This window comes from Aromatoleum evansii, from assembly GCF_012910805.1.
Taxonomy (GTDB): domain Bacteria; phylum Pseudomonadota; class Gammaproteobacteria; order Burkholderiales; family Rhodocyclaceae; genus Aromatoleum; species Aromatoleum evansii.
This window is the reverse complement of record NZ_WTVK01000080.1, coordinates 1-17,796: the sequence shown is the minus strand read 5'-3', so window position 1 is coordinate 17,796 and position 17,796 is coordinate 1. Positions and strand designations below refer to the sequence as shown.

Annotated in this window: 22 protein-coding genes, 1 rRNA gene and 1 pseudogene; 14 read left to right on the top strand and 10 right to left on the bottom strand. The window is 65.5% G+C overall.

Annotated elements, in window-relative coordinates; genetic code table 11:
- The first annotated feature begins 7 nt into the window (after window positions 1-7).
- Together rrf and GO615_RS25035 are read left to right on the top strand one after the other, a co-directional pair.
- Window positions 8-121, top strand: a 5S ribosomal RNA gene (rrf, locus tag GO615_RS25040).
- 201 nt (window positions 122-322) lie between these two features.
- Window positions 323-880 carry a hypothetical protein gene (locus GO615_RS25035; RefSeq protein ID WP_246262449.1) on the top strand — a complete coding sequence of 186 codons (558 nt, stop codon included), beginning with the start codon at window positions 323-325 and terminating at the stop codon, window positions 878-880.
- Window positions 881-1,016: 136 nt separating this feature from the next.
- Here GO615_RS25035 and GO615_RS25030 read toward each other — a convergent pair whose 3' ends face one another.
- The 3 genes from GO615_RS25030 to flgA all read right to left on the bottom strand — a co-directional run bounded on the left by GO615_RS25030 (window position 1,017) and on the right by flgA (window position 2,598).
- On the bottom strand, window positions 1,017-1,490 hold the full coding sequence (locus GO615_RS25030; protein ID WP_339380135.1) for a flagella synthesis protein FlgN: 474 nt from the start codon (window positions 1,488-1,490) through the stop codon (window positions 1,017-1,019).
- Window positions 1,491-1,495: 5 nt separating this feature from the next.
- Window positions 1,496-1,792, bottom strand: a complete 297-nt coding sequence (gene flgM / locus GO615_RS25025; RefSeq protein ID WP_169132580.1) for a flagellar biosynthesis anti-sigma factor FlgM — start codon at window positions 1,790-1,792, stop codon at window positions 1,496-1,498.
- 86 nt (window positions 1,793-1,878) lie between these two features.
- Window positions 1,879-2,598, bottom strand: coding sequence for a flagellar basal body P-ring formation chaperone FlgA (gene flgA / locus GO615_RS25020; RefSeq protein WP_169132579.1), 720 nt, complete (start codon window positions 2,596-2,598; stop codon window positions 1,879-1,881).
- A 239-nt stretch (window positions 2,599-2,837) separates the two neighbouring features.
- On the opposite strand from flgA, the gene flgB reads away from it, so the two are divergent.
- From flgB to GO615_RS24960, 12 genes are all read left to right on the top strand, one after another.
- Entirely contained in the window at window positions 2,838-3,242 is a 405-nt protein-coding gene (gene flgB, locus GO615_RS25015) for a flagellar basal body rod protein FlgB (protein ID WP_169132578.1), read from the top strand.
- Window positions 3,243-3,259: 17 nt separating this feature from the next.
- Window positions 3,260-3,664 (top strand): flagellar basal body rod protein FlgC, encoded by a 405-nt coding sequence (gene flgC / locus GO615_RS25010; protein ID WP_169132577.1) that lies wholly within the window; start codon window positions 3,260-3,262, stop codon window positions 3,662-3,664.
- A 16-nt stretch (window positions 3,665-3,680) separates the two neighbouring features.
- Window positions 3,681-4,358, top strand: a complete 678-nt coding sequence (locus tag GO615_RS25005; RefSeq protein WP_169132576.1) for a flagellar hook assembly protein FlgD — start codon at window positions 3,681-3,683, stop codon at window positions 4,356-4,358.
- A 36-nt stretch (window positions 4,359-4,394) separates the two neighbouring features.
- A complete protein-coding gene (gene flgE / locus GO615_RS25000) occupies window positions 4,395-5,654 on the top strand; it encodes a flagellar hook protein FlgE (protein ID WP_169132575.1) in 1,260 nt (419 codons plus the stop codon).
- A 38-nt stretch (window positions 5,655-5,692) separates the two neighbouring features.
- On the top strand, window positions 5,693-6,433 hold the full coding sequence (gene flgF, locus GO615_RS24995) for a flagellar basal-body rod protein FlgF (RefSeq protein WP_169132574.1): 741 nt from the start codon (window positions 5,693-5,695) through the stop codon (window positions 6,431-6,433).
- Window positions 6,434-6,569: 136 nt separating this feature from the next.
- Window positions 6,570-7,352 (top strand): flagellar basal-body rod protein FlgG, encoded by a 783-nt coding sequence (gene flgG / locus GO615_RS24990; protein ID WP_050414834.1) that lies wholly within the window; start codon window positions 6,570-6,572, stop codon window positions 7,350-7,352.
- Between the two features lie 10 nt (window positions 7,353-7,362).
- Window positions 7,363-8,046 carry a flagellar basal body L-ring protein FlgH gene (locus GO615_RS24985; RefSeq protein ID WP_169132573.1) on the top strand — a complete coding sequence of 228 codons (684 nt, stop codon included), beginning with the start codon at window positions 7,363-7,365 and terminating at the stop codon, window positions 8,044-8,046.
- A 28-nt stretch (window positions 8,047-8,074) separates the two neighbouring features.
- Window positions 8,075-9,190, top strand: coding sequence for a flagellar basal body P-ring protein FlgI (locus GO615_RS24980; RefSeq protein WP_422614282.1), 1,116 nt, complete (start codon window positions 8,075-8,077; stop codon window positions 9,188-9,190).
- A gap of 1 nt (window position 9,191) precedes the next feature.
- Window positions 9,192-10,202, top strand: a complete 1,011-nt coding sequence (gene flgJ, locus GO615_RS24975; RefSeq protein ID WP_169132572.1) for a flagellar assembly peptidoglycan hydrolase FlgJ — start codon at window positions 9,192-9,194, stop codon at window positions 10,200-10,202.
- Window positions 10,203-10,266: 64 nt separating this feature from the next.
- Entirely contained in the window at window positions 10,267-11,712 is a 1,446-nt protein-coding gene (flgK, locus tag GO615_RS24970; RefSeq protein WP_169132571.1) for a flagellar hook-associated protein FlgK, read from the top strand.
- Between the two features lie 13 nt (window positions 11,713-11,725).
- Window positions 11,726-12,670: a flagellar hook-associated protein FlgL gene (gene flgL, locus GO615_RS24965; RefSeq protein WP_169132570.1), complete on the top strand. Its 945-nt coding sequence runs from the start codon at window positions 11,726-11,728 to the stop codon at window positions 12,668-12,670.
- Between the two features lie 19 nt (window positions 12,671-12,689).
- On the top strand, window positions 12,690-13,139 hold the full coding sequence (locus GO615_RS24960; protein ID WP_169132569.1) for a hypothetical protein: 450 nt from the start codon (window positions 12,690-12,692) through the stop codon (window positions 13,137-13,139).
- Between the two features lie 107 nt (window positions 13,140-13,246).
- Here GO615_RS24960 and fliR read toward each other — a convergent pair whose 3' ends face one another.
- From fliR to GO615_RS24920, 7 genes and pseudogenes are all read right to left on the bottom strand, one after another.
- Window positions 13,247-14,029 carry a flagellar biosynthetic protein FliR gene (gene fliR / locus GO615_RS24955; protein WP_169132568.1) on the bottom strand — a complete coding sequence of 261 codons (783 nt, stop codon included), beginning with the start codon at window positions 14,027-14,029 and terminating at the stop codon, window positions 13,247-13,249.
- Between the two features lie 8 nt (window positions 14,030-14,037).
- Window positions 14,038-14,307: a flagellar biosynthesis protein FliQ gene (gene fliQ / locus GO615_RS24950; protein ID WP_050414840.1), complete on the bottom strand. Its 270-nt coding sequence runs from the start codon at window positions 14,305-14,307 to the stop codon at window positions 14,038-14,040.
- A gap of 16 nt (window positions 14,308-14,323) precedes the next feature.
- Window positions 14,324-15,082, bottom strand: a complete 759-nt coding sequence (gene fliP / locus GO615_RS24945; RefSeq protein ID WP_169132567.1) for a flagellar type III secretion system pore protein FliP — start codon at window positions 15,080-15,082, stop codon at window positions 14,324-14,326.
- Window positions 15,072-15,398 (bottom strand): annotated as a pseudogene (fliO, locus tag GO615_RS28715) (flagellar biosynthetic protein FliO). The gene fliP and the pseudogene fliO overlap by 11 nt, the downstream one beginning before the upstream one ends.
- A 355-nt stretch (window positions 15,399-15,753) precedes the next feature.
- The gene (gene fliN, locus GO615_RS24930; RefSeq protein WP_169132565.1) at window positions 15,754-16,230 is read right to left on the bottom strand and encodes a flagellar motor switch protein FliN; all 477 of its coding nucleotides are present in this window, start codon (window positions 16,228-16,230) and stop codon (window positions 15,754-15,756) included.
- The gene (fliM, locus tag GO615_RS24925) at window positions 16,223-17,227 is read right to left on the bottom strand and encodes a flagellar motor switch protein FliM (RefSeq protein WP_169132564.1); all 1,005 of its coding nucleotides are present in this window, start codon (window positions 17,225-17,227) and stop codon (window positions 16,223-16,225) included. Before fliM ends, fliN begins: the two co-directional genes overlap by 8 nt.
- 9 nt (window positions 17,228-17,236) lie before the next feature.
- Complete coding sequence (locus tag GO615_RS24920) at window positions 17,237-17,794, bottom strand: flagellar basal body-associated FliL family protein (RefSeq protein ID WP_211167349.1); 558 nt, start codon at window positions 17,792-17,794, stop codon at window positions 17,237-17,239.
- Window positions 17,795-17,796 lie beyond the last annotated feature (2 nt).

Here is a 17,796-nt window from a genome sequence, read left to right as displayed (position 1 = left end):
CTTACAGTCTGACGACCATAGCGTCCCGGAACCACTCCTTCCCATCCCGAACAGGACAGTGAAACAGGACCGCGCCGATGATAGTGCTCTTCGTGAGTGCGAAAGTAGGTCATCGTCAGACTAACTACTCCGAAAACCCGCTGACCAACCGTCAGCGGGTTTTTTGCGTCTACGTCGCCCGATTTCGCCATCAATAGAATTTGATGTATGTTGCTGTCAACTACCGGCACGCCCCCGTGCGTTTCCCTGAGCGGGTGCCGGAGATTTCGTGGCGCCATGGGCTTGCCCAATTTCAAGGAGATAGAGGATGCAACGAGTCCGTTTGCGCAAGGCGCAGGTGATGGCCGTGCTGCTTGCCGGCCTATTGGGATGTGGTTTCGCGTATGCGGAGAAGCCTGATCACGCGGGTGGTGGTGGCAAGGGGGGGCATCAGGAGCGCGGCGATAAGGGACAGGGCGGCAAGGGGGGCGGGCAGCAGAAGGGCGATCGAGACGCGAGGGGACCCGCCGACCGTGATGAGCGGGATCGCGTGGTACGTTCGCGCGACGATGGCGGGCGCCATGTGGTGACGCGGTTCGAGACGCGGGAGCGGACGGTGATCCGCGAGTATTTCTCGCGCGAAGGAGCGTCGGGAAAATGTCCTCCGGGGCTTGCCAAGAAGGGTAATGGCTGCATGCCGCCGGGCCAGGCAAAGAAATGGTCGGTGGGGCGCACGTTGCCGCGGGATGTCGTGTACTACGACCTTCCTCCTTCGCTCGTCGTCGAACTTGGGGTACCACCCGCAGGCCACAAGTTTGTCCGCGTCGCGGGAGATATCCTGATGATCGCAATCGGCACGAGCATGGTCGTGGATGCAATCGAGGATCTGGGCGGACTTTGAACTGACTGCCGCGGTGCCGCGCTGGGCTAGTGGCGGAGTCGGCAGCAGTTTCGACTGCGTGTTGCCGTAGGCCGCGGGGGCGGTCGTCGTCGGTAGCGAGGGCTCGCCTGGGTTATCCCCGGCGGGCTCTGTTTCTTCAGGCGCTGCCCAGGTGCCGGCCGCCGCCGCTGGGTCGGGCGATGCCGGCGGAGTCGTAGAGCTGCGGTTTCCGGGCGGCGTCGAGCAGAATCGACATGGCGGCCTGGTTGTGCTGCAGGCGCTCGGAGATCAGCTTGCCGTTCAGTTCGTTGCGGGCCTGCGCATCGCGTGCGAGCGCGTGAATTTCATCCCAGCGCCTGATCGTGTCGGGCAGGGGCTGGCACACCTCGCGGATTGCCGCATCGGTGTTCGGGCGGCGCAACTTGCCAAGCAGCAGGGCGCGGTCGTTGTGGATGCGCTGCAGCTGATGGAAGCGCTCGGTCTTTTCGCTTGTCAGTACGAGCAGACCGTCGGCGTCGCCGGCGAGAAGCAGGGCTTCCTCGCGTTCGAGCAGCGCGAGGAAGCTGCGTAGCAGCACTGCCTCGCTGTCGATCAGCTGGACGAGCCGCTGAAGTTCGGGCTGCAGGCTCACGGTCACTACTTCTGCGCGTCGAGCATCTGGCGCACGCTGTCGATGAGTCCGTCCGCGATGCGGTTGGCGTCGATCTTGAACCGCCCTTCGCTGATCGCCTGGCGGATTTCTTCGACACGGCTGCGGTCGATCTCGGGGGTCGAGGCCATTGCGGCTTCGGCCTTGTTGAGGCTGGACGAGAGGGAGGACAGTTCGACCTTTCCATCCGATGCGCCGGCGGCCGTCGTGCTGGCCGGACGTTTTTCGCGGGCCTCTGCAACGGGGGCGGAACCCGGCGGTTTGAGCGTTCCTTCGATTTTCATGGCGCTACTCCCATTAAGCGGTCTCTGTTCGTGTTTACGACCGCCCGGGCGAAAACTTTAGGCAAATATTTCGAGTGGCCGTCAGATCAGAAGTCGAGCTCGACGGTGCCGTCGGCGCGCGCTTTGCCCGAGACGACCTGGCCGCTTCCCAGTCGCACGCGGACGGGGTCCCCGATGGCTGCGGCATTGAGGGCCCGTCCTTCATTGGTTACGGTGAAGCCGCTACCGGTTCCAATGACCTTGACGTTCTGGCCCTGCCGCACCGCCTGGGGCAGGCGGAGCATGTCTGTTCGCAGCGTATTGCCTGCGGCGATGGTGAAACGGGCGTTGTGTCCGACCGCCTGGGTCATGTCGGTCAGCGTGTTGGGTGCCTCGCCGGCGAGGTCTCCGCTGCGTCGTTCCAGATCTGCCGGTGCGATCACCTGGCCGGCACGGATCGGACGTGCGGCAACCAGATAGTCGCCGACAACGGAGATCTGTGCGGGTACGTAGATCGTCCAGCCGACGGGAGACTCGCAACGGACGCCGACGTTGATCCGACCCCAGGCGCGTGTGCCCGGCGGGAGGAAGGGAATGAGTTCGGCGCACGCTGGCAGCTGGTTGCGAGGGTCGACCCCGTCCACGGTGATGCCGACCTTGCCCGGCAGGCCCGAAGTCTGCTCAACGAGAAACGCCATTACGGCTTGGCGAACCGGCGGCAGGGGCTGCTGTGCAGCGGCGATGCTGGCCGCGAGCGCGGGGCCCAGGGCCAATAGGGCCATGAGCGCGTTGCGGAAGGAAATGCATAAGAGGTGGTTCGAAGGCATGGGGCGCATTCCACCATGCGGCCGGCCGAACGGCAACCGGCAAAGTTTTCCGCCTGTGCTTGCCGGGTGCTGCCGCTGCGCCGCGGAAAGCGGCGGAATTGGCCGGTATTTGCCGGTCTTATCGCGGCTAGGGGCTTGCCGGTGCGGGACTAAGATCGCTGGCATGGAAGGTGCAATGAACCCGGTGCCAGCCGATGAAGAGCTTAACGGCCGTCGGCGACAGAACTTGAGGTGATGCCATGAAGACCCAACTCGACAGCGCGCTGCAGTTTCACCAGTCGGCCCTGAACCTGCAGGCGCAGCGGCAGCAGATGCTGGCGTCGAATATCGCGAACGCGGATACGCCGAATTACAAGGCGCGCGACATCGACTTCCGCTCCGCGCTGAAGGGGGCGCTGGGTGAGCGCATGGGGCCGCTCGCGCTGGCGAGCACGTCTTCGCGCCACCTCGATGTGGCGGAGCAGATGCCGTTCGGCGCCTACGTCGGGTATCGCCGCGAGTTCCAGTCCAGCGTGGACGGCAACACGGTGAACATGGACGTGGAGCGTGCGGCCTTTGCCGAGAACTCGGTGCACTACGAGGCGAGCGTGACCTTCATCAACGGCCTGCTGCGCAGCATGCAGACGGCGATCACCGGCCAGTAAGGGGAGGGTAGGCGTCCATGAGCATGTTCAATGTATTCGCGATCGCCGGGTCGGCGCTGCATGCGCAGTCGGCGCGGCTGAACGCCACGGCGTCGAACCTGGCGAACGCGGACAGCGTCGCGGGGCCGGATGGTCAGCCCTATCGTGCGAAGCAGGTGGTATTCACCGCTGCGCCGGTGTCGGGGCCGAACAGCGTCGGCGTCACGGTTTCGAACGTGGTCGAGAGCGCGGAGCCCGGGCGCCTGACCTATGACCCGAGCAATCCGGCGGCGAACGCTGAGGGCTATGTCGAGATGTCGAACGTGAATGTGGTCGAGGAGATGACCAACATGATCTCGGCCTCGCGCGCCTACCAGAACAACGCGGAAGTGATGAACACGGCGCGTACGCTGCTGCAGCGCACGCTGCAGATCGGCCAGTAAGGTTTGGGGAGCGATCATGGCAACGGTGAATAACAACGTGTCCGCTGCAGCCGAGTCGGCATTGGCCTTGCTCGGGCGCAAGGACAGCGCTTCGTCGAAGGACGAGGTGGATAGCCAGGGGCGATTCCTGACGCTGCTGACGGCACAGTTGAGGAACCAGGATCCGATGAATCCGCTCGACAACGCCCAGGTGACTTCGCAGCTCGCGCAGATCAGCACGGTCGATGGCATCGAGCGGCTCAATACGATGCTGACCCAGCTCCTCGAAGGTCAGCAGTCTTCCGAGTCGATGCAGGCGGCTTCGCTGGTGGGGCGTGGCGTGCTCGTGCCCGGATCCGGCCTGAAGCTGGGCGACGCGGGGTCGATCGGCGGCTTTGCGCTTGACGTGCCGGCCGATGCGGTGACGATGCGGATCAAGGATACGCAGGGCCTGGAGGTGGCGGCGGTGGACCTCGGTTCCTTCGATGCAGGGACGCACAATTTCCAGTGGGACGGCACGACCAAGGACGGCAGCCGCGCAGCCAACGGCAAGTACACCGTGAGCATCGAGGCGGTGACCGGCGGCAAGCCCATCGCGGCCGAGGTCCTCGAGTTCGGTGCGGTGACGAGCGTGGTGCGGGGCACCAAGGGTACCGACCTGCAGGTTGGGGACATGGGCATTTTCAAGATGTCCGATGTCCGCCAGATTGTTTGAAGAATTGTTTGAGACCGAGTTTCCAGGGAGACGGCCATGGCTTTCCAGCAAGGTTTGAGCGGACTTAACTCGTCCTCGAAGGCCCTCGATGTCATCAGCAACAACGTCGCGAACGCGAACACGGTCGGCTTCAAGGCGGGGCGCGCGGAGTTCTCCGACGTGTTCGCGGCGGCGCTGAACGGCGCGGCGGCCGGCGTGCAGGTGGGTATCGGTTCGGCGATCGGGGCGGTGACGCAGCTGTTCTCGCAAGGGAACATCACGACGACGAACAATCCGCTCGATGTCGCGATCAACGGCAACGGCTTCTTCCGCATGTCCGCGCCGGACGGGTCGATTGCCTATACGCGCAACGGGCAGTTCGATGTGAACAAGGACGGGTTCATCGTCAATTCCCAGGGCTTCCAGCTCACCGGTTACGCGGCGACGAATGGCGTGATCCTGACCGGGGGCGAGCCGCAGCGCCTGCAGCTCGATTTCTCCGACGTGCAGCCGAATCCGTCTTCGCAGATGACGCTGGCGATGAACTTCGACTCGCGCGAGCCGATCTCGCCGTCCTTTGACGTAACCAACCCGACACCGCTCGACCGCACGAACACGGCCGCGGGGGGATACAACTTCTCGACTTCGGCAACGGCCTACGACACGCTGGGCAACGCGCACACGCTGACTTTCTTCTTCCAGAAGACCGCTGCGGGCACGTGGGACGGGTTCTACCAGGTGGATGGCACGGGCGACGCGATCGCGATTCCGGCTCCGGGCTCGCCGCTGCAGTTCGACACGGCTGGCACGATGACCGCGGGTGGCCAGTTCGACCTCACCTTCCCTGAGTTTGCCGGCACCGGTGCTTCGGCAACGCAGACGATCAGCTTCGATCTGGCGGATTCGTCCCAGTTCGGTAGCGCCTTCGGCGTCAATACGCTGCGCCAGGACGGCTTCGCGTCCGGTCGCCTGACCGGCATCACCATCGGCGACGACGGCGTGATCCTCGGCCGCTACAGCAACGGCCAGAGCCGCGATCTCGGCCAGGTGGTGCTGGCGAACTTCCAGAGCCCCAACGGACTGTTGTCGCTCGGCGGCAACTTGTGGGCCGAGTCGCCCGATTCGGGCCAGCCGATCGTCGGCGTGCCGGGCAGCGCCAACTTAGGCTTGCTCAACGCTGGGGCCATCGAGGAGGCGAACGTCGACCTGACGGCCGAGCTGGTGCAGCTGATCGTGCAGCAGCGCGCGTATCAGGCCAATGCGCAGTCCGTGCGCGCCCAGGACCAGATCCTGCAGACGCTGGTGAACCTGCGCTGACCGGCATAACCGGCTTTGCGGGATAGGGAGGGAGGATCATGGATCGGCTGATCTACACGGCGATGACCGGGGCGAAGCACACGATGGGCCAGCAGGCCGCCGTGTCGCACAACCTGGCGAATGCCACCTCGACGGGCTTTCGCGCGGAGCTGCACAAGCTGCGGGCGGTGCCGGTGCAGGGCGAAGGGCTCGCGACGCGGGCCTTCGTCGTGGACGCGAGCGTGGCGTCGAACTTCGAGCCCGGACCCATGCAGCACACCGGGCGGCCACTCGATGTGGCTGTCGAGGGCAAGGGCTGGCTCGCGGTGCAGTTGCCGGACGGACGCGAGGCTTACACGCGCGACGGCAGCCTGCAGCTGAGCGCGAACGGCGTGGTGCAGACGCGCAGCGGCCTGCCGGTGCTGGGCGATGGCGGTCCGGTGACGATTCCGCCCGACAACGAGTTCCTGGTCGGCAAGGACGGCACGATCTCCGCGCTGCAGGCCGGCGGGGCCGAGAACGTCATCAACGTGATCGGCAGGCTCAAGCTCGTCAATCCGCCCGAGGCGTCGCTGGTGCGTGGCGACGACGGGCTGTTCCGCCTGCAGGACGGTGCCGTCGCGCCCCAGGACGAGGACGTGCGCGTGGCCGGCGGTTACCTCGAAGGCAGCAACGTGAGCGTGGTCGACCAGATGGTGCAGATGATCTCGCTGGCCCGCCAGTTCGAGATGCAGACCAAGATGCTGCAGACGGCCGAGGCGAATGATCGGGCCGGCGCACAGGTGCTCGCGGCCCGCTGACGGGCGGCGGGCGAGCAGGGGAATTAGCGGGGCTTTTCGGCGCGTGTTCCGGGGATCGAGTCGATCCGCCCCGCCGTAAACTGACCCCGAGACTGCAGGTAGACCGTCTGCCTGCGTAGGAAAGGGAGTCAGGATCATGATTCGCTCATTGTGGATTGCACGGACCGGCCTCGAGGCGCAGCAGACCCAGCTGGACGTTATCTCGAACAACCTCGCGAACGTTTCGACCAACGGTTTCAAGCGGGCGCGTGCGGTGTTCGAGGATCTGCTATACCAGACGATCCGCCAGCCGGGCGCGCAGAACACGCAGCAGAACCAGATCGGCAGCGGCTTGCAGATCGGCACCGGCGTGCGCACGGTGGCGACCGAACGCATCCACACGCAGGGCAGTCTGCAGCAGACGGGCAACCCGCTCGACATGGCGGTGCAGGGCAACGGCTACTTCCAGGTGACGCTGCCCGACGGCACGCCGGCCTATACGCGCGATGGGGCGTTCCAGCTCGATTCGCAGGGACAGATCGTGACTGCGAGCGGCTATCCGCTCGAACCGGCGATCATCATCCCGAACGACGCCCAGACGATCACGATCGGCAAGGACGGCACCGTGAGCGTGCTGCAGGCCGGCCAGACTGCGCCGACGGTGGTGGGCAACATCCAGATCGCGACCTTCGTGAATCCGGGCGGCCTGTCGAGCGCGGGCGAGAACCTGTTCCGCGAGACGGCCTCGAGCGGGGTGGCGACGCCGAATGCGCCCGGGACCAACGGTGCGGGCGTGCTCAACCAGCAGTACGTGGAGACGTCGAACGTGAACGTCGCCGAGGAACTGGTGAACATGATCACGACGCAGCGCGCCTACGAGCTCAACTCGCGCGCCGTGCAGACGTCGGACCAGATGCTGGGACGGCTGACGCAGCTGTAAGGAGCGGATCATGAAGCGTCATGCGCTGGGGGCGATGGTGGTCGCGATGGCCGTGCTGCTGCTGTCGGGCTGTGCGTCGATCTACTCGACGCCACCGACGGTGGTGCATCAGCCGATGAGCGTGCGGCCCGAGGCACGCACGCAGATGGCGCTCGCGAATGGGTCGATCTACCAGGCGGCACAGCTGCGGCCGCTGTTCGAGGACCGCCGCGCGCGCCTTGTCGGCGACACGCTGACGATCAATCTGGTCGAACGCAACACGGCGCAGAAGCGCGCCAACAGCAGCGCATCGCGTGCCTCGGACGTCACCGGCGGCATCACGGCGGCGTCGAAGGTGCCGCTGTCGGGCCTGGCGGGCATGAATCTGCAGGCCGGCGTCGAATCGGATTTCGAGGGGGCGGGCGCGTCGGCGGCGAACAACGTGTTCAACGGCACGATCACCGTGACGGTGATCGAGGTGTATCCGAACGGGAATCTGCTTGTGTCCGGCGAGAAGCAGATGGCGATCAATCAGGGCAACGAGTTCATCCGCTTTTCCGGGGTGATCAACCCGAACACGGTGACGGCCGCGAACACGGTGCAGTCGACGCAGGTTGCGGATGCGCGGATCGAATACAAGGGCAGCGGTTACATCGACGAATCGAACACGATGGGCTGGCTGCAGCGCTTCTTTGTTGCGGTGTCGCCGTTCTGAGCGCTTCGATGCGTCGCGGGAGTCGATGATGTTGGGCAATGGCAGGGGAATTCGCGCGCTCGCGTGCGCGCTGGCGATACTGGTGGCGGGAACGGCCTTCGCTGCCGAACGGCTGAAGGATCTGGCGACCATCGCCGGGGTGCGGGAGAACCAGCTCGTCGGCTACGGTCTCGTGATCGGCCTCGACGGCAGTGGCGACCAGACCACGCAGACGCCCTTCACGGTGCAGAGCATCATCAACATGCTCGGCAATATGGGCGTGACGCTGCCGCCCGGCACGAACCTGCAGCTCAAGAACGTCGCCGCGGTGATGGTCACGGCGAGCCTGCCGCCGTTTGCGCGCCCCGGGCAGCAGATCGACGTCACGGTGTCCTCGATCGGCAATGCGAAGAGCCTGCGCGGCGGCACGCTGGTGATGACGCCGCTGAAGGGCGCCGACGGCCAAGTGTATAGCGTCGCGCAGGGCAACCTGCTCGTGGGCGGCGCAGGAGCTGCGGGCGGAGGCGCGTCGCAGACGATCAACCACCTTTCGGCCGGGCGGATTCCCGGCGGCGCGACGGTCGAGCGGGCCGTGCCGACTTCGCTTGCGCAGGGCGAGTTCGTGACCTTCGAGCTCAAGGACACCGACTTCGGCACCGCGCGCCGCGTCGTGGATGCGATCAACCAGGCGACTTCCGGCGGTACCGCGCAGGCGCTCGACGGGCGCAGCATCCAGGTGCGCGCGCCGCTCGATCCCTCCGACCGCGTGGCCTTCCTCGGCAAGCTCGAGAACCTCGAGGTCACGCCGGTGTTGCAGGCGGCCAAGGTGATCGTGAATTCGCGCACCGGCTCGGTCGTGATGAACCAGGCGGTGACGCTGCAGAACGTCGCGGTCGCGCACGGCAACCTGACCGTCACGGTGGGGGTCGATACCGCAGTGAGCCAGCCGGCGCCGTTTTCCGGCGGTCGCACGGTGACGACGCAGAGCGGGTCGGTCGATATCAAGCAGGGGCAGGGCACGCTGCACCACGTGCGCAGCGGCGCGAACCTCGCGGAGGTCGTGAAGGCCCTGAACGCGCTCGGCGCCACGCCGATGGATCTCGTGAGCATCCTGCAGGCGATGAAGGCCGCGGGCTCGCTGCGCGCGGAGCTGGAGGTGATCTGACATGGTTGCGGCCACCCAGATCAACGCGATGGATCCGCGGGCGCTCGCGGACATGAAGCGGCTCGCGCGTGACGGCAATTCGCCCGAGGGCCTGCGCGCGGCAGCCAAGCAGTTCGAGGCGCTGTTCATGCAGATGGTGCTGAAGTCGATGCGCGATGCGGTGCCGTCGACGGGCATGTTCGACAGCGACCAGACGCGGCTCTTCCAGGCGCTGCAGGACCAGCAGATGGCGATGAACATGGCGCAGGGACGTGGTGTCGGCCTCGCCGACGCGATCTTGCGGCAGCTCGGCGGTGAAACCCCGGCGCAAGCCATCGGGGGGGAAGGCAGCCTCGATGTGTCGCGCATTCCGCGACGGGCGGCAATCGTTGCCGGTGGTGAGTTGCCGCCGGCAAACGCCGCCGTCGATGCCGACGATCTGGCGGAGTTTGCCGCCCGGCTCGGTACGGCGATCGGCAAACCGCGCAGCGAGGCTGGCGGGTTTCGGGGGGCGGGCGACGCAGGTGAAGCGGCGGAGGCGTCGTCGTCGCGTGCAGTTCCCGAAGGCGCACGCGATTTCGTCAATCGCGTGTGGGCGCATGCCGGCGAAGCCAGCCGCAGCACGGGCATCCCCGCGCATTTCATGGTCGGGCAGGCGGCGCTGGAGACCGGCTGGGGGCGTGGCGAGCTGCGCCGCGCTGACGGTTCGCCGAGCCACAACCTCTTCAACATCAAGGCGGGGCCGAACTGGAAGGGCGCCGTGGTCGAGGTGTCGGTCACCGAGTACGCGAACGGCCGTCCCTATACGGAAAACGCGCGTTTCCGCGCCTACGGCTCGTATGCCGAAGCCTTTCGCGACTACGCGAACCTGCTGCGCGGCAATCCGCGCTATGCGGAGGTGCTGGGGCAGACCGACGCCGCGGGCTTCGCGCGCAGCCTGCAGCAGGCGGGGTACGCGACTGATCCCATGTATGCCGACAAGCTCACGCGCATCATCGGCGGAGCCACGCTGCGCACCGCGCTGGCGGGCTGAGTCCGTCGCTGGCAAAGGTCTTGCTTAGTATTGCCGTAAGAGCAGCGGTAACGAGGGAAACATCATGGCTGGACTACTGAGCATCGGTCTGACGGGTATCAACAGTTCGCAAGCGAACCTGTTGACGACCAGCCATAACATCACGAATGCGAACACGCCCGGCTTCAACCGCCAGACGACGATCCTGACTACGGCGGATCCGTTCTTCTCCGGGGCCGGCTTCTTCGGCCAGGGCGTGGAAGTCGATGGCGTGCGGCGCCAGTACGACCAGTTCCTCAGCCAGCAGGTGCTCAACGCCTCGGCACGCAAGGAGGAATTTTCCGCCTACAACACGCAGATTTCGCAGATCGACAACCTGCTCGCCGACACGAGTTCCGGCCTCTCGCCCGCGCTGGCGGACTTTTTTGCCGGCGTGCAGGACGTGGCGACGAACCCGTCGAGCGTGCCTGCGCGCCAGGCGCTGATCTCGAGCGCCGAATCGCTCGCGGCGCGCTTCAACGGACTCGATACGCGTCTCAACGAGATCCGCGACATCAACGAGGGGCAGATCGTCAGCGCGGTCGATTCGATCAACGCGTATGCGCGCCAGATCTCGGACATCAACGAGCGCATCGCGCTTACCCAGGTGGGTGGTCCCTCGATCCCGGCGAACGACCTGCTGGACCAGCGTGACAACCTCGTCGCGGAACTCAATAGGCTGGTGAAGGTGAGCACCACGACCGAGTCGGACGGCTCGCTCAGCGTGTTCATCGGCAGCGGCCAGCCGCTGGTGGTCGGCACCGCGGTCTCGCAGCTCGTCGTCGCGGCGGATTCGTCGGTGCCGTCCGATCCCTTCCGCGGCGAGATCCGCCTCGCGACGCCCGGCGGCGGTTCGGTGCTGATGCCCGACTCGGTGCTCACCGGCGGCCAGCTCGGCGGATATCTGCGATTCCGCAACGAGACCCTGAACGCGGCGCGCGAGCAGCTTGGCGATCTCGCGATCGCGGTCTCATCGGAGTTCAACGCGATCCATGCCGCGGGATACGACCTCGACGGGACGACGACCGGCATCGCCTTCTTCAAGGATCTGAGCAGCTTCGCCGCCACCGACCTCGGGCGGCGCGAGGCGGCCGGGGCCTTTGCCGTCGTGCTTACCGATCCGCGCAAGGTTGCCGCTTCGGGCGCACCGACGGCCACCGTCGGAGCGGGCGGGAGCAACAACGAGAATGCGCTGCGGCTCGCCGCGCTGCAGACGGAAAAGGTCATGAACGGCGACACTGCGACCTTCCAGTCGGCCTACTCGCAACTGGTCAGCTTCGTCGGCAACAAGACCCGCGAGGTGCAGATCGGCGAGCGCAGCCAGGAATCGCAGCTGCAGCAGGCGATCGATGCGCAGCAAGCCCTTTCCGGGGTGAATCTCGACGAGGAGGCGGCGAACCTGATCCGCTTCCAGCAGTCCTACCAAGCCGCGGCGCGGGTCATGTCCGTCGCCGGGACGCTGTTCGACGAAATCCTGTCGATTTCGCGTTGAGCGGGGTGAAATCATGAGAATCTCGACCGGCATGATCTTCGACGCGGGCCGCAACTCGATGATGCGGCAGAGCGCGGATCTCCTGCACACCCAGCAGCAGCTTGCCTCCGGGCGGCGCATCCTGAGCCCTTCGGACGACCCGATCGGCGCCTCGCGTGCGCTCGAGGTGACGCAATCGCAGAACGTCAACACGCAGTTCCAGACCAACCAGGGCTATGCCAAGGATGCGCTCGCATCGCTCGAGAGCAACCTTGGCAGCATCACCGAAATCCTGACCTACATCCGTACGCGCGCAGTAGAGGCGGGCAACGGGGGCTTCAGCGCGAGCGAGCACCAGGCCATCGCGACCGACCTCGAGGCGCAGTTCGGCGCCCTCCTGGGCATCGCCAACGGCAAGGATGCGACCGGGGACTTCCAGTTTGCCGGGTACCAGACGGCGCAACCGGCCTTTTCCGGCGGCGCGTCGGTTCCCTCGGCTGGTCCGGGTCCCGTGATCTACGAGGGCGACGACGGCGCGCGCGCGATGCAGGTCGGTTCGACTCGCGTGATGGCGGTTGCCGAGCCCGGCAGCAAGGTGTTCATGGCCGATCCCGCAACCGGCGAGTCGCAGGTGTTCGGTGCGATCTCGCAGTTCATCACCGAGCTGCGCAAGGATCCGGCCGATCCGACGCGCAACATCGGCGCGGCGGTGTCGCAGGCGATCGGCGACATGGATGTGGCGCTGGAGAATGTCAGCACGATTCGGGCCTCGGTAGGTTCGCGCATGGTGGAACTCGACGCGCTGGGCGAACTGGCGGCGGTGCAGGACCAGCAGTACGCCGAGACGCTGTCGCGCTTGCAGGATCTCGACTACAACGAGGCCATCTCGCGTTTCACTCAGCAGCAGACCATCCTCGAGGCGGCACAGCAGTCCTACGTGCGCGTCACGGGCTTGTCGCTCTTCAATCTGCTCAGCTGAGGTACTGAACTTGTTCTGCATGCCCGTCCGCGTCGCGCTGTGCCTGATCTTGCCCGTGTTCACGGGCTGCGCGTTGCTGCAGGATCACGGCACGAAGGTGGCCGCGGGGGTGGGAGCTGCGCTCACGGCGTCGGAACTTGACCTGTTCGAGCCCGAGTTCATCGGCGGCGCCTTGATCGCCTATGCAATCTACGACCCCTTGGCGCCGACCTGGGACATTTCGGTAACCCGGCTCGACGAGGAGCGCGTGCGCTTCGACCTGCGCATGAAGAGGCTGGCCACGGGCGGGGAGGGCGAAGCGCATCAGGTCTTCGTCCGCAATGCGCGGGAAATCGCCGAATCGAAGGGATTTGCCGGGTACGACGTGATGCGCTTCGAGGAAGGCATCGATTCGACCCGCCCATTCGCGCACCGCGTCGCGAGCGGTGAAGTGCGCTACCGCCGCTCGCGGACCTTCCCTGGTATCTGAAGCCAGCCAGTCACGGCGGCAATCAAAGACCCCGTACGTCCTGAGCCTGTCGAAGGGCACCTGCAGGGCTTCGACAGGCTCTGCCCGCACGGAATATCCAGGTCGGGTTATCCGACAAAAGCCCGCAGCAGCCTGTCTATTCCGTCGAAGCCGGATTCGAAGATGCGTTGCAGCACCGGCGCGAAGCTGCCCAGGCTCAGCAGCAGCACCACGAAACCCACCGAAAGCGTCACCGGAAAGCCCACCGCGAAGAGGTTGAGCTGTGGCGCGGCGCGTGTGAGCACGCCGAGTGCCGTGTTGGTGATGAGCAGCGCCGCGACCATCGGCAGGGCCAGCAGCAGGCCCGAGGCGAACATCACGGCGGCGTATGACGCGATCAGCATCCAGCCTTCGCCCCTGGGCAGCTTGCCGACCGGCAGCCATTCGAAGCTCGCGACGACGACGTTCACGAGCATCAGGTGGCCGTTCATCGCAACGAACACGAGCAGGGTGAGCAGGCCGAGGAACTCGGCGATCACCGAGGTCTGGCCGCCGGTCTGCGGACTGAAGAACACCGCGAAGGACAGGCCCATCTGCAGGCCGATCATCTCGCCGGCGACGTCCACCGCGGCGAACATCAGCCGCATCATGAAGCCCATCGCGATGCCGATGAAGGCCTGCTGGGCGAGGATCGCCAGCGCCAGCATCGAGTCTGCAGGCACCTCGGGCATGGCCGGCAGGGCGGGCAGCACCGCCATCGCCATCGCCATGCCGACCGCCAGGCGGATGCGCACGGGCACCATGCGGTTGCCGAACAGCGGGGCCGCGCTCACCAGCCCGAGCAGGCGCGCGAGCGGGAACATCAGCGCCGCGAGCCAGGCGTCGAGCTGGGCGGATGTGACGCTCAGCATTGCCCGTGCTACCCGATCATCGTCGGTATCGACTCGAACAGGCGCCGCGTGAAGTCGGTGATCAGGGCGATCATCCAGTGGCCGGCGACGACCATCGTGACGAACACGGCGATCAGCTTGGGCACGAAGGTCAGCGTCATCTCGTTGATCTGCGTGGCGGCCTGGAAGACGCTGACGATCAGGCCGGTGATCAGCGCGGCGAGGAACATCGGCGCGGCCAGCATCAGGGTCATCTCGACCGCCTGGCGGCCGATATCGACAACGGTACCCGGGGTCATGGCGGAATCTCCTCTCTTACACCGCGAAGCTGCCGACGAGCGAGCCGACGAGCAGGGTCCAGCCATCGACGAGCACGAACAGCATGATCTTGAACGGCAGTGAAACGATCACCGGCGACATCATCATCATGCCCATCGACATCAGCACCGAGGCGACCACCATGTCGATGATGAGGAAGGGGATGAAGACGAGGAAACCGATCTGGAAGGCGGTTTTCAGCTCGGATGTGACGAAGGCCGGCACCACCACGCGCATCGGCAGGTCCTCCGCCTTCTCGACCGGGGGCGTCTTCGACAGCTTCGCGAACAGCGCGATATCCGGCTCGCGCACCTGCTTGAGCATGAAGGCTTTTACGGGCACCGTGGCGCGCTCGAGGGCCTGGTCGAACTGGATCTCGTTGCGCGACATCGGGAGCCAGGCGTCGTTGTACACCTTGTCGGCGATCGGTGACATGATGAAGAAGGTCAGGAACAGCGCCAGGCCGAGCAGCACCTGATTCGGCGGGGAAGTCTGCGTGCCTATCGCGGTGCGCAGCAGCGCAAAGACGATGATGATGCGCGTGAAGCTCGTCATCATCAGCACCACCGAGGGCAGGAAGCTCAGGGAGGTGAGCAGCAGCAGCGTCTGCACGCTGAGGCTGTAGGTCGTGCCTCCGCCCGGTGCCGGCGTCCCGGTGATGGCGGGCAGGCCCTGTGCGCCGGCCGCGACCGGCACGAGCAGCAGCGCAAACGGAGCGAGCAGGCGGATCAGTCCGGAGCGGGCGTCATTTCGCATCGTTGCGACGCTCCATCGAACGTTTCAGCCAGCCCTGGAATTCGCCGAAAGGGTTTGACGTCGCAGGCGCATCGGGCGCTGTGTTCTGCAGCGTGTCGGCGGGCAGGGTATGCAGCGTGCGGACATTGGTCGGCGTGACCCCCAGCACCAGCACCTAACCGCCGACTTCGACGAGCACGACGCGCTCGCGCGGGCCGACCGGCACGGCGCCCAGCACGCGCAAGCCGGCGGCGGCCCCGTGCGGGGCCGAGAGCTTCTTGATCAGCCACAAGCAGCCGAGCAGGAGGCCGAGAACCACCGCGAGGCCCAGCAGCATTTGGCCCAGGCCGTCGGTGATGCCTGGGGCGGCCGGAGTCGCCGTGTCGGCGGCGAACAGCGGCAAGGCGGCGGCGCTCAGCGCGAGTGGCATGAGACGGACTGACTTGGGGAGTTTCGGAAATTGCTTCACGGCGGATCTGCGCTTCTTGGGATGGGAGAAGCATACCCGTGCGCATGTCTTGCAGAGGGTGCAATAAGACGGGCAAAAGAGGGGCAATTCGGCGCTTTGTAGCGGGGTCTTTCGCCCTGCGAACCCCGCAAGCAAGTCGCGTTCGGGCCGAGCCCGTCGAAGCCCCAGCAGTGCCCTGCGACGGACTCAGGGCGAGCGGATGTGCTTGATTACGCCTGAGAATTCAGCCGCGGATCTTCCGCATGCGCTCGGCGGGGGTGATGATGTCGGTCAGGCGGATGCCGAACTTGTCGTTGACGACCACGACTTCACCCTGGGCGATCAGCGTGCCGTTTACGAGCACGTCCATCGGTTCGCCCGCAAGGCCGTCGAGCTCCACCACCGAGCCGTGTGCCAGCTGCAGCAGGTTGCGGATCGAGATCTTGGTGCGACCGAGTTCGACGGTGAGCTGGACGGGGATGTCCAGGATCATGTCGAAGTCGTTGAGCCCGCCCGTGCGGGGGGCGGACGCGCCGAAGTCGGGGAAGAGGTGGCTGGCGGGTTTCGCCTGGTAGGGCGATTCCGCGGCCGCCGCGAGGTCCGCGGCAACGCGACGCGCCTCCGCGTCCGGACTGGTTTCGGACGCAGCCTGCTCCATCATCGCTGCTGCCCAATCGTCTTCGGTGACCTGGTTGTCGAGATCGTTGTCGTTGTCAGCCATTTCGGCCTCCGAATGTTGTGGAGTCGTCGTCGTTGGCGAGGAAGCGTTCCACCCTGATCGCGTAATTCGTGCCCTGCCTGCCGTAGGTCACTTCGAGAACGGGGCTGCCGTCGACTTCGGCCTCGAGTGTCTTGGGCACGTCGATCGGGATGACGTCACCGACGCGCATATTGACGATATCGCGCAGAGTGACTTCCGCGCTGCCCAGGTTGCACACCAGTTCGACATCGGCGCTCTGCAATTGTCGCGAGAGCAGGCTGATCCAGCGGTTGTCCTGGCTCAGGTGGTCGCTCTGCATCGTCGAATAGAGCAGGTCGCGGATCGGCTCGACCATCGAGTACGGGAAGCAGATGTGCATGTCCGCCTGCGAACCGCCGAATTCCAGCGAGAAGCTTGCCGAGATGACGATTTCCGACGGTGTGGCGATGTTCGCGAATTGCGAGTTCATCTCCGAGCGGACGTACTCCATCTCGATCTTGAACACCGGCGCCCAGGCCCGCGTGTATTCGGTGAATACGACGTTGAGCATGCCCTGGATGATGCGCTGCTCGGTGGGGGTGAAGTCGCGACCCTCGACCCGCGAATGGAAGCGGCCGTCGCCGCCGAACATGTTGTCGACGACGATGAACACGAGGTTCGGGTCGAAGACGATCAGCCCGGTGCCGCGCAGGGGCTTGGCCAGGATGAGGTTCAGGTTCGTCGGCACCACCAGGTTGCGGACGAATTCGCCGTACTTCTGCACTTTCACCGGTCCGACCGACACCTCGGCGTTGCGGTGCATGTAGTTGAACAGCCCGATACGCAGGTAGCGGGCAAAGCGCTCGTTGATGAGCTCCATCGTGGGCATGCGCCCACGGACGATGCGTTCCTGGGTGGCCAGGTTGTACGGGCGAACACCCGCCTGGTCCCCGAGTTCCTCTTCCTGTTCCTCGGGCTCCCCGGCGACGCCCTTCAACAGTGCGTCGACTTCATCCTGGGAGAGAAAATCGGAAGACATGACGTCCTCTTACTGGATGATGAACGAGTTGAACAGCACGGCCTGGATCGGTCCCGCGGGGGCCGCGCTCTTTCCGTCACCCGTCTTGGCGGGTGGCGTGCCGAGGACACCGTTGGTGCGGCGGACGATCTCTTCCGCGAGCGCCTCGCGTCCTTCCATCGTAGACAGTTCGGACGGCAGTTTGCTCGACAGCAACAGGTTGATCTGGTGGCGGATCTCCGGCATGAAGGCCTTCAGGTTTTCGCCCGTCTTCGCATCGGCGACCCGAAGGGCCATGACGACCTGGAGGTAGCGCTCGCCTTCCGCCGGCGCGAGGTTCACGACGAAGGGATCCATCGGTACGAAGGTCGGCGGCTTGTTCAGATCCACGGTCGCGACGGCCGGTGCTTCTTCCGCATCGGCGTCGGCCGACTGGCTCTTCTTCATCAGCAGCAGGCCCACCACCGCAGCCGCGAGCAATGCCACAACGACGACGCCGGCGATCAGCAGGATGAGGAGCTTCTTGCTCCGTTTCGGCGCCGGTGCGGGGGCTTCAGCTGCTGCGGGAGGGCTGTCTCTTATACACAACT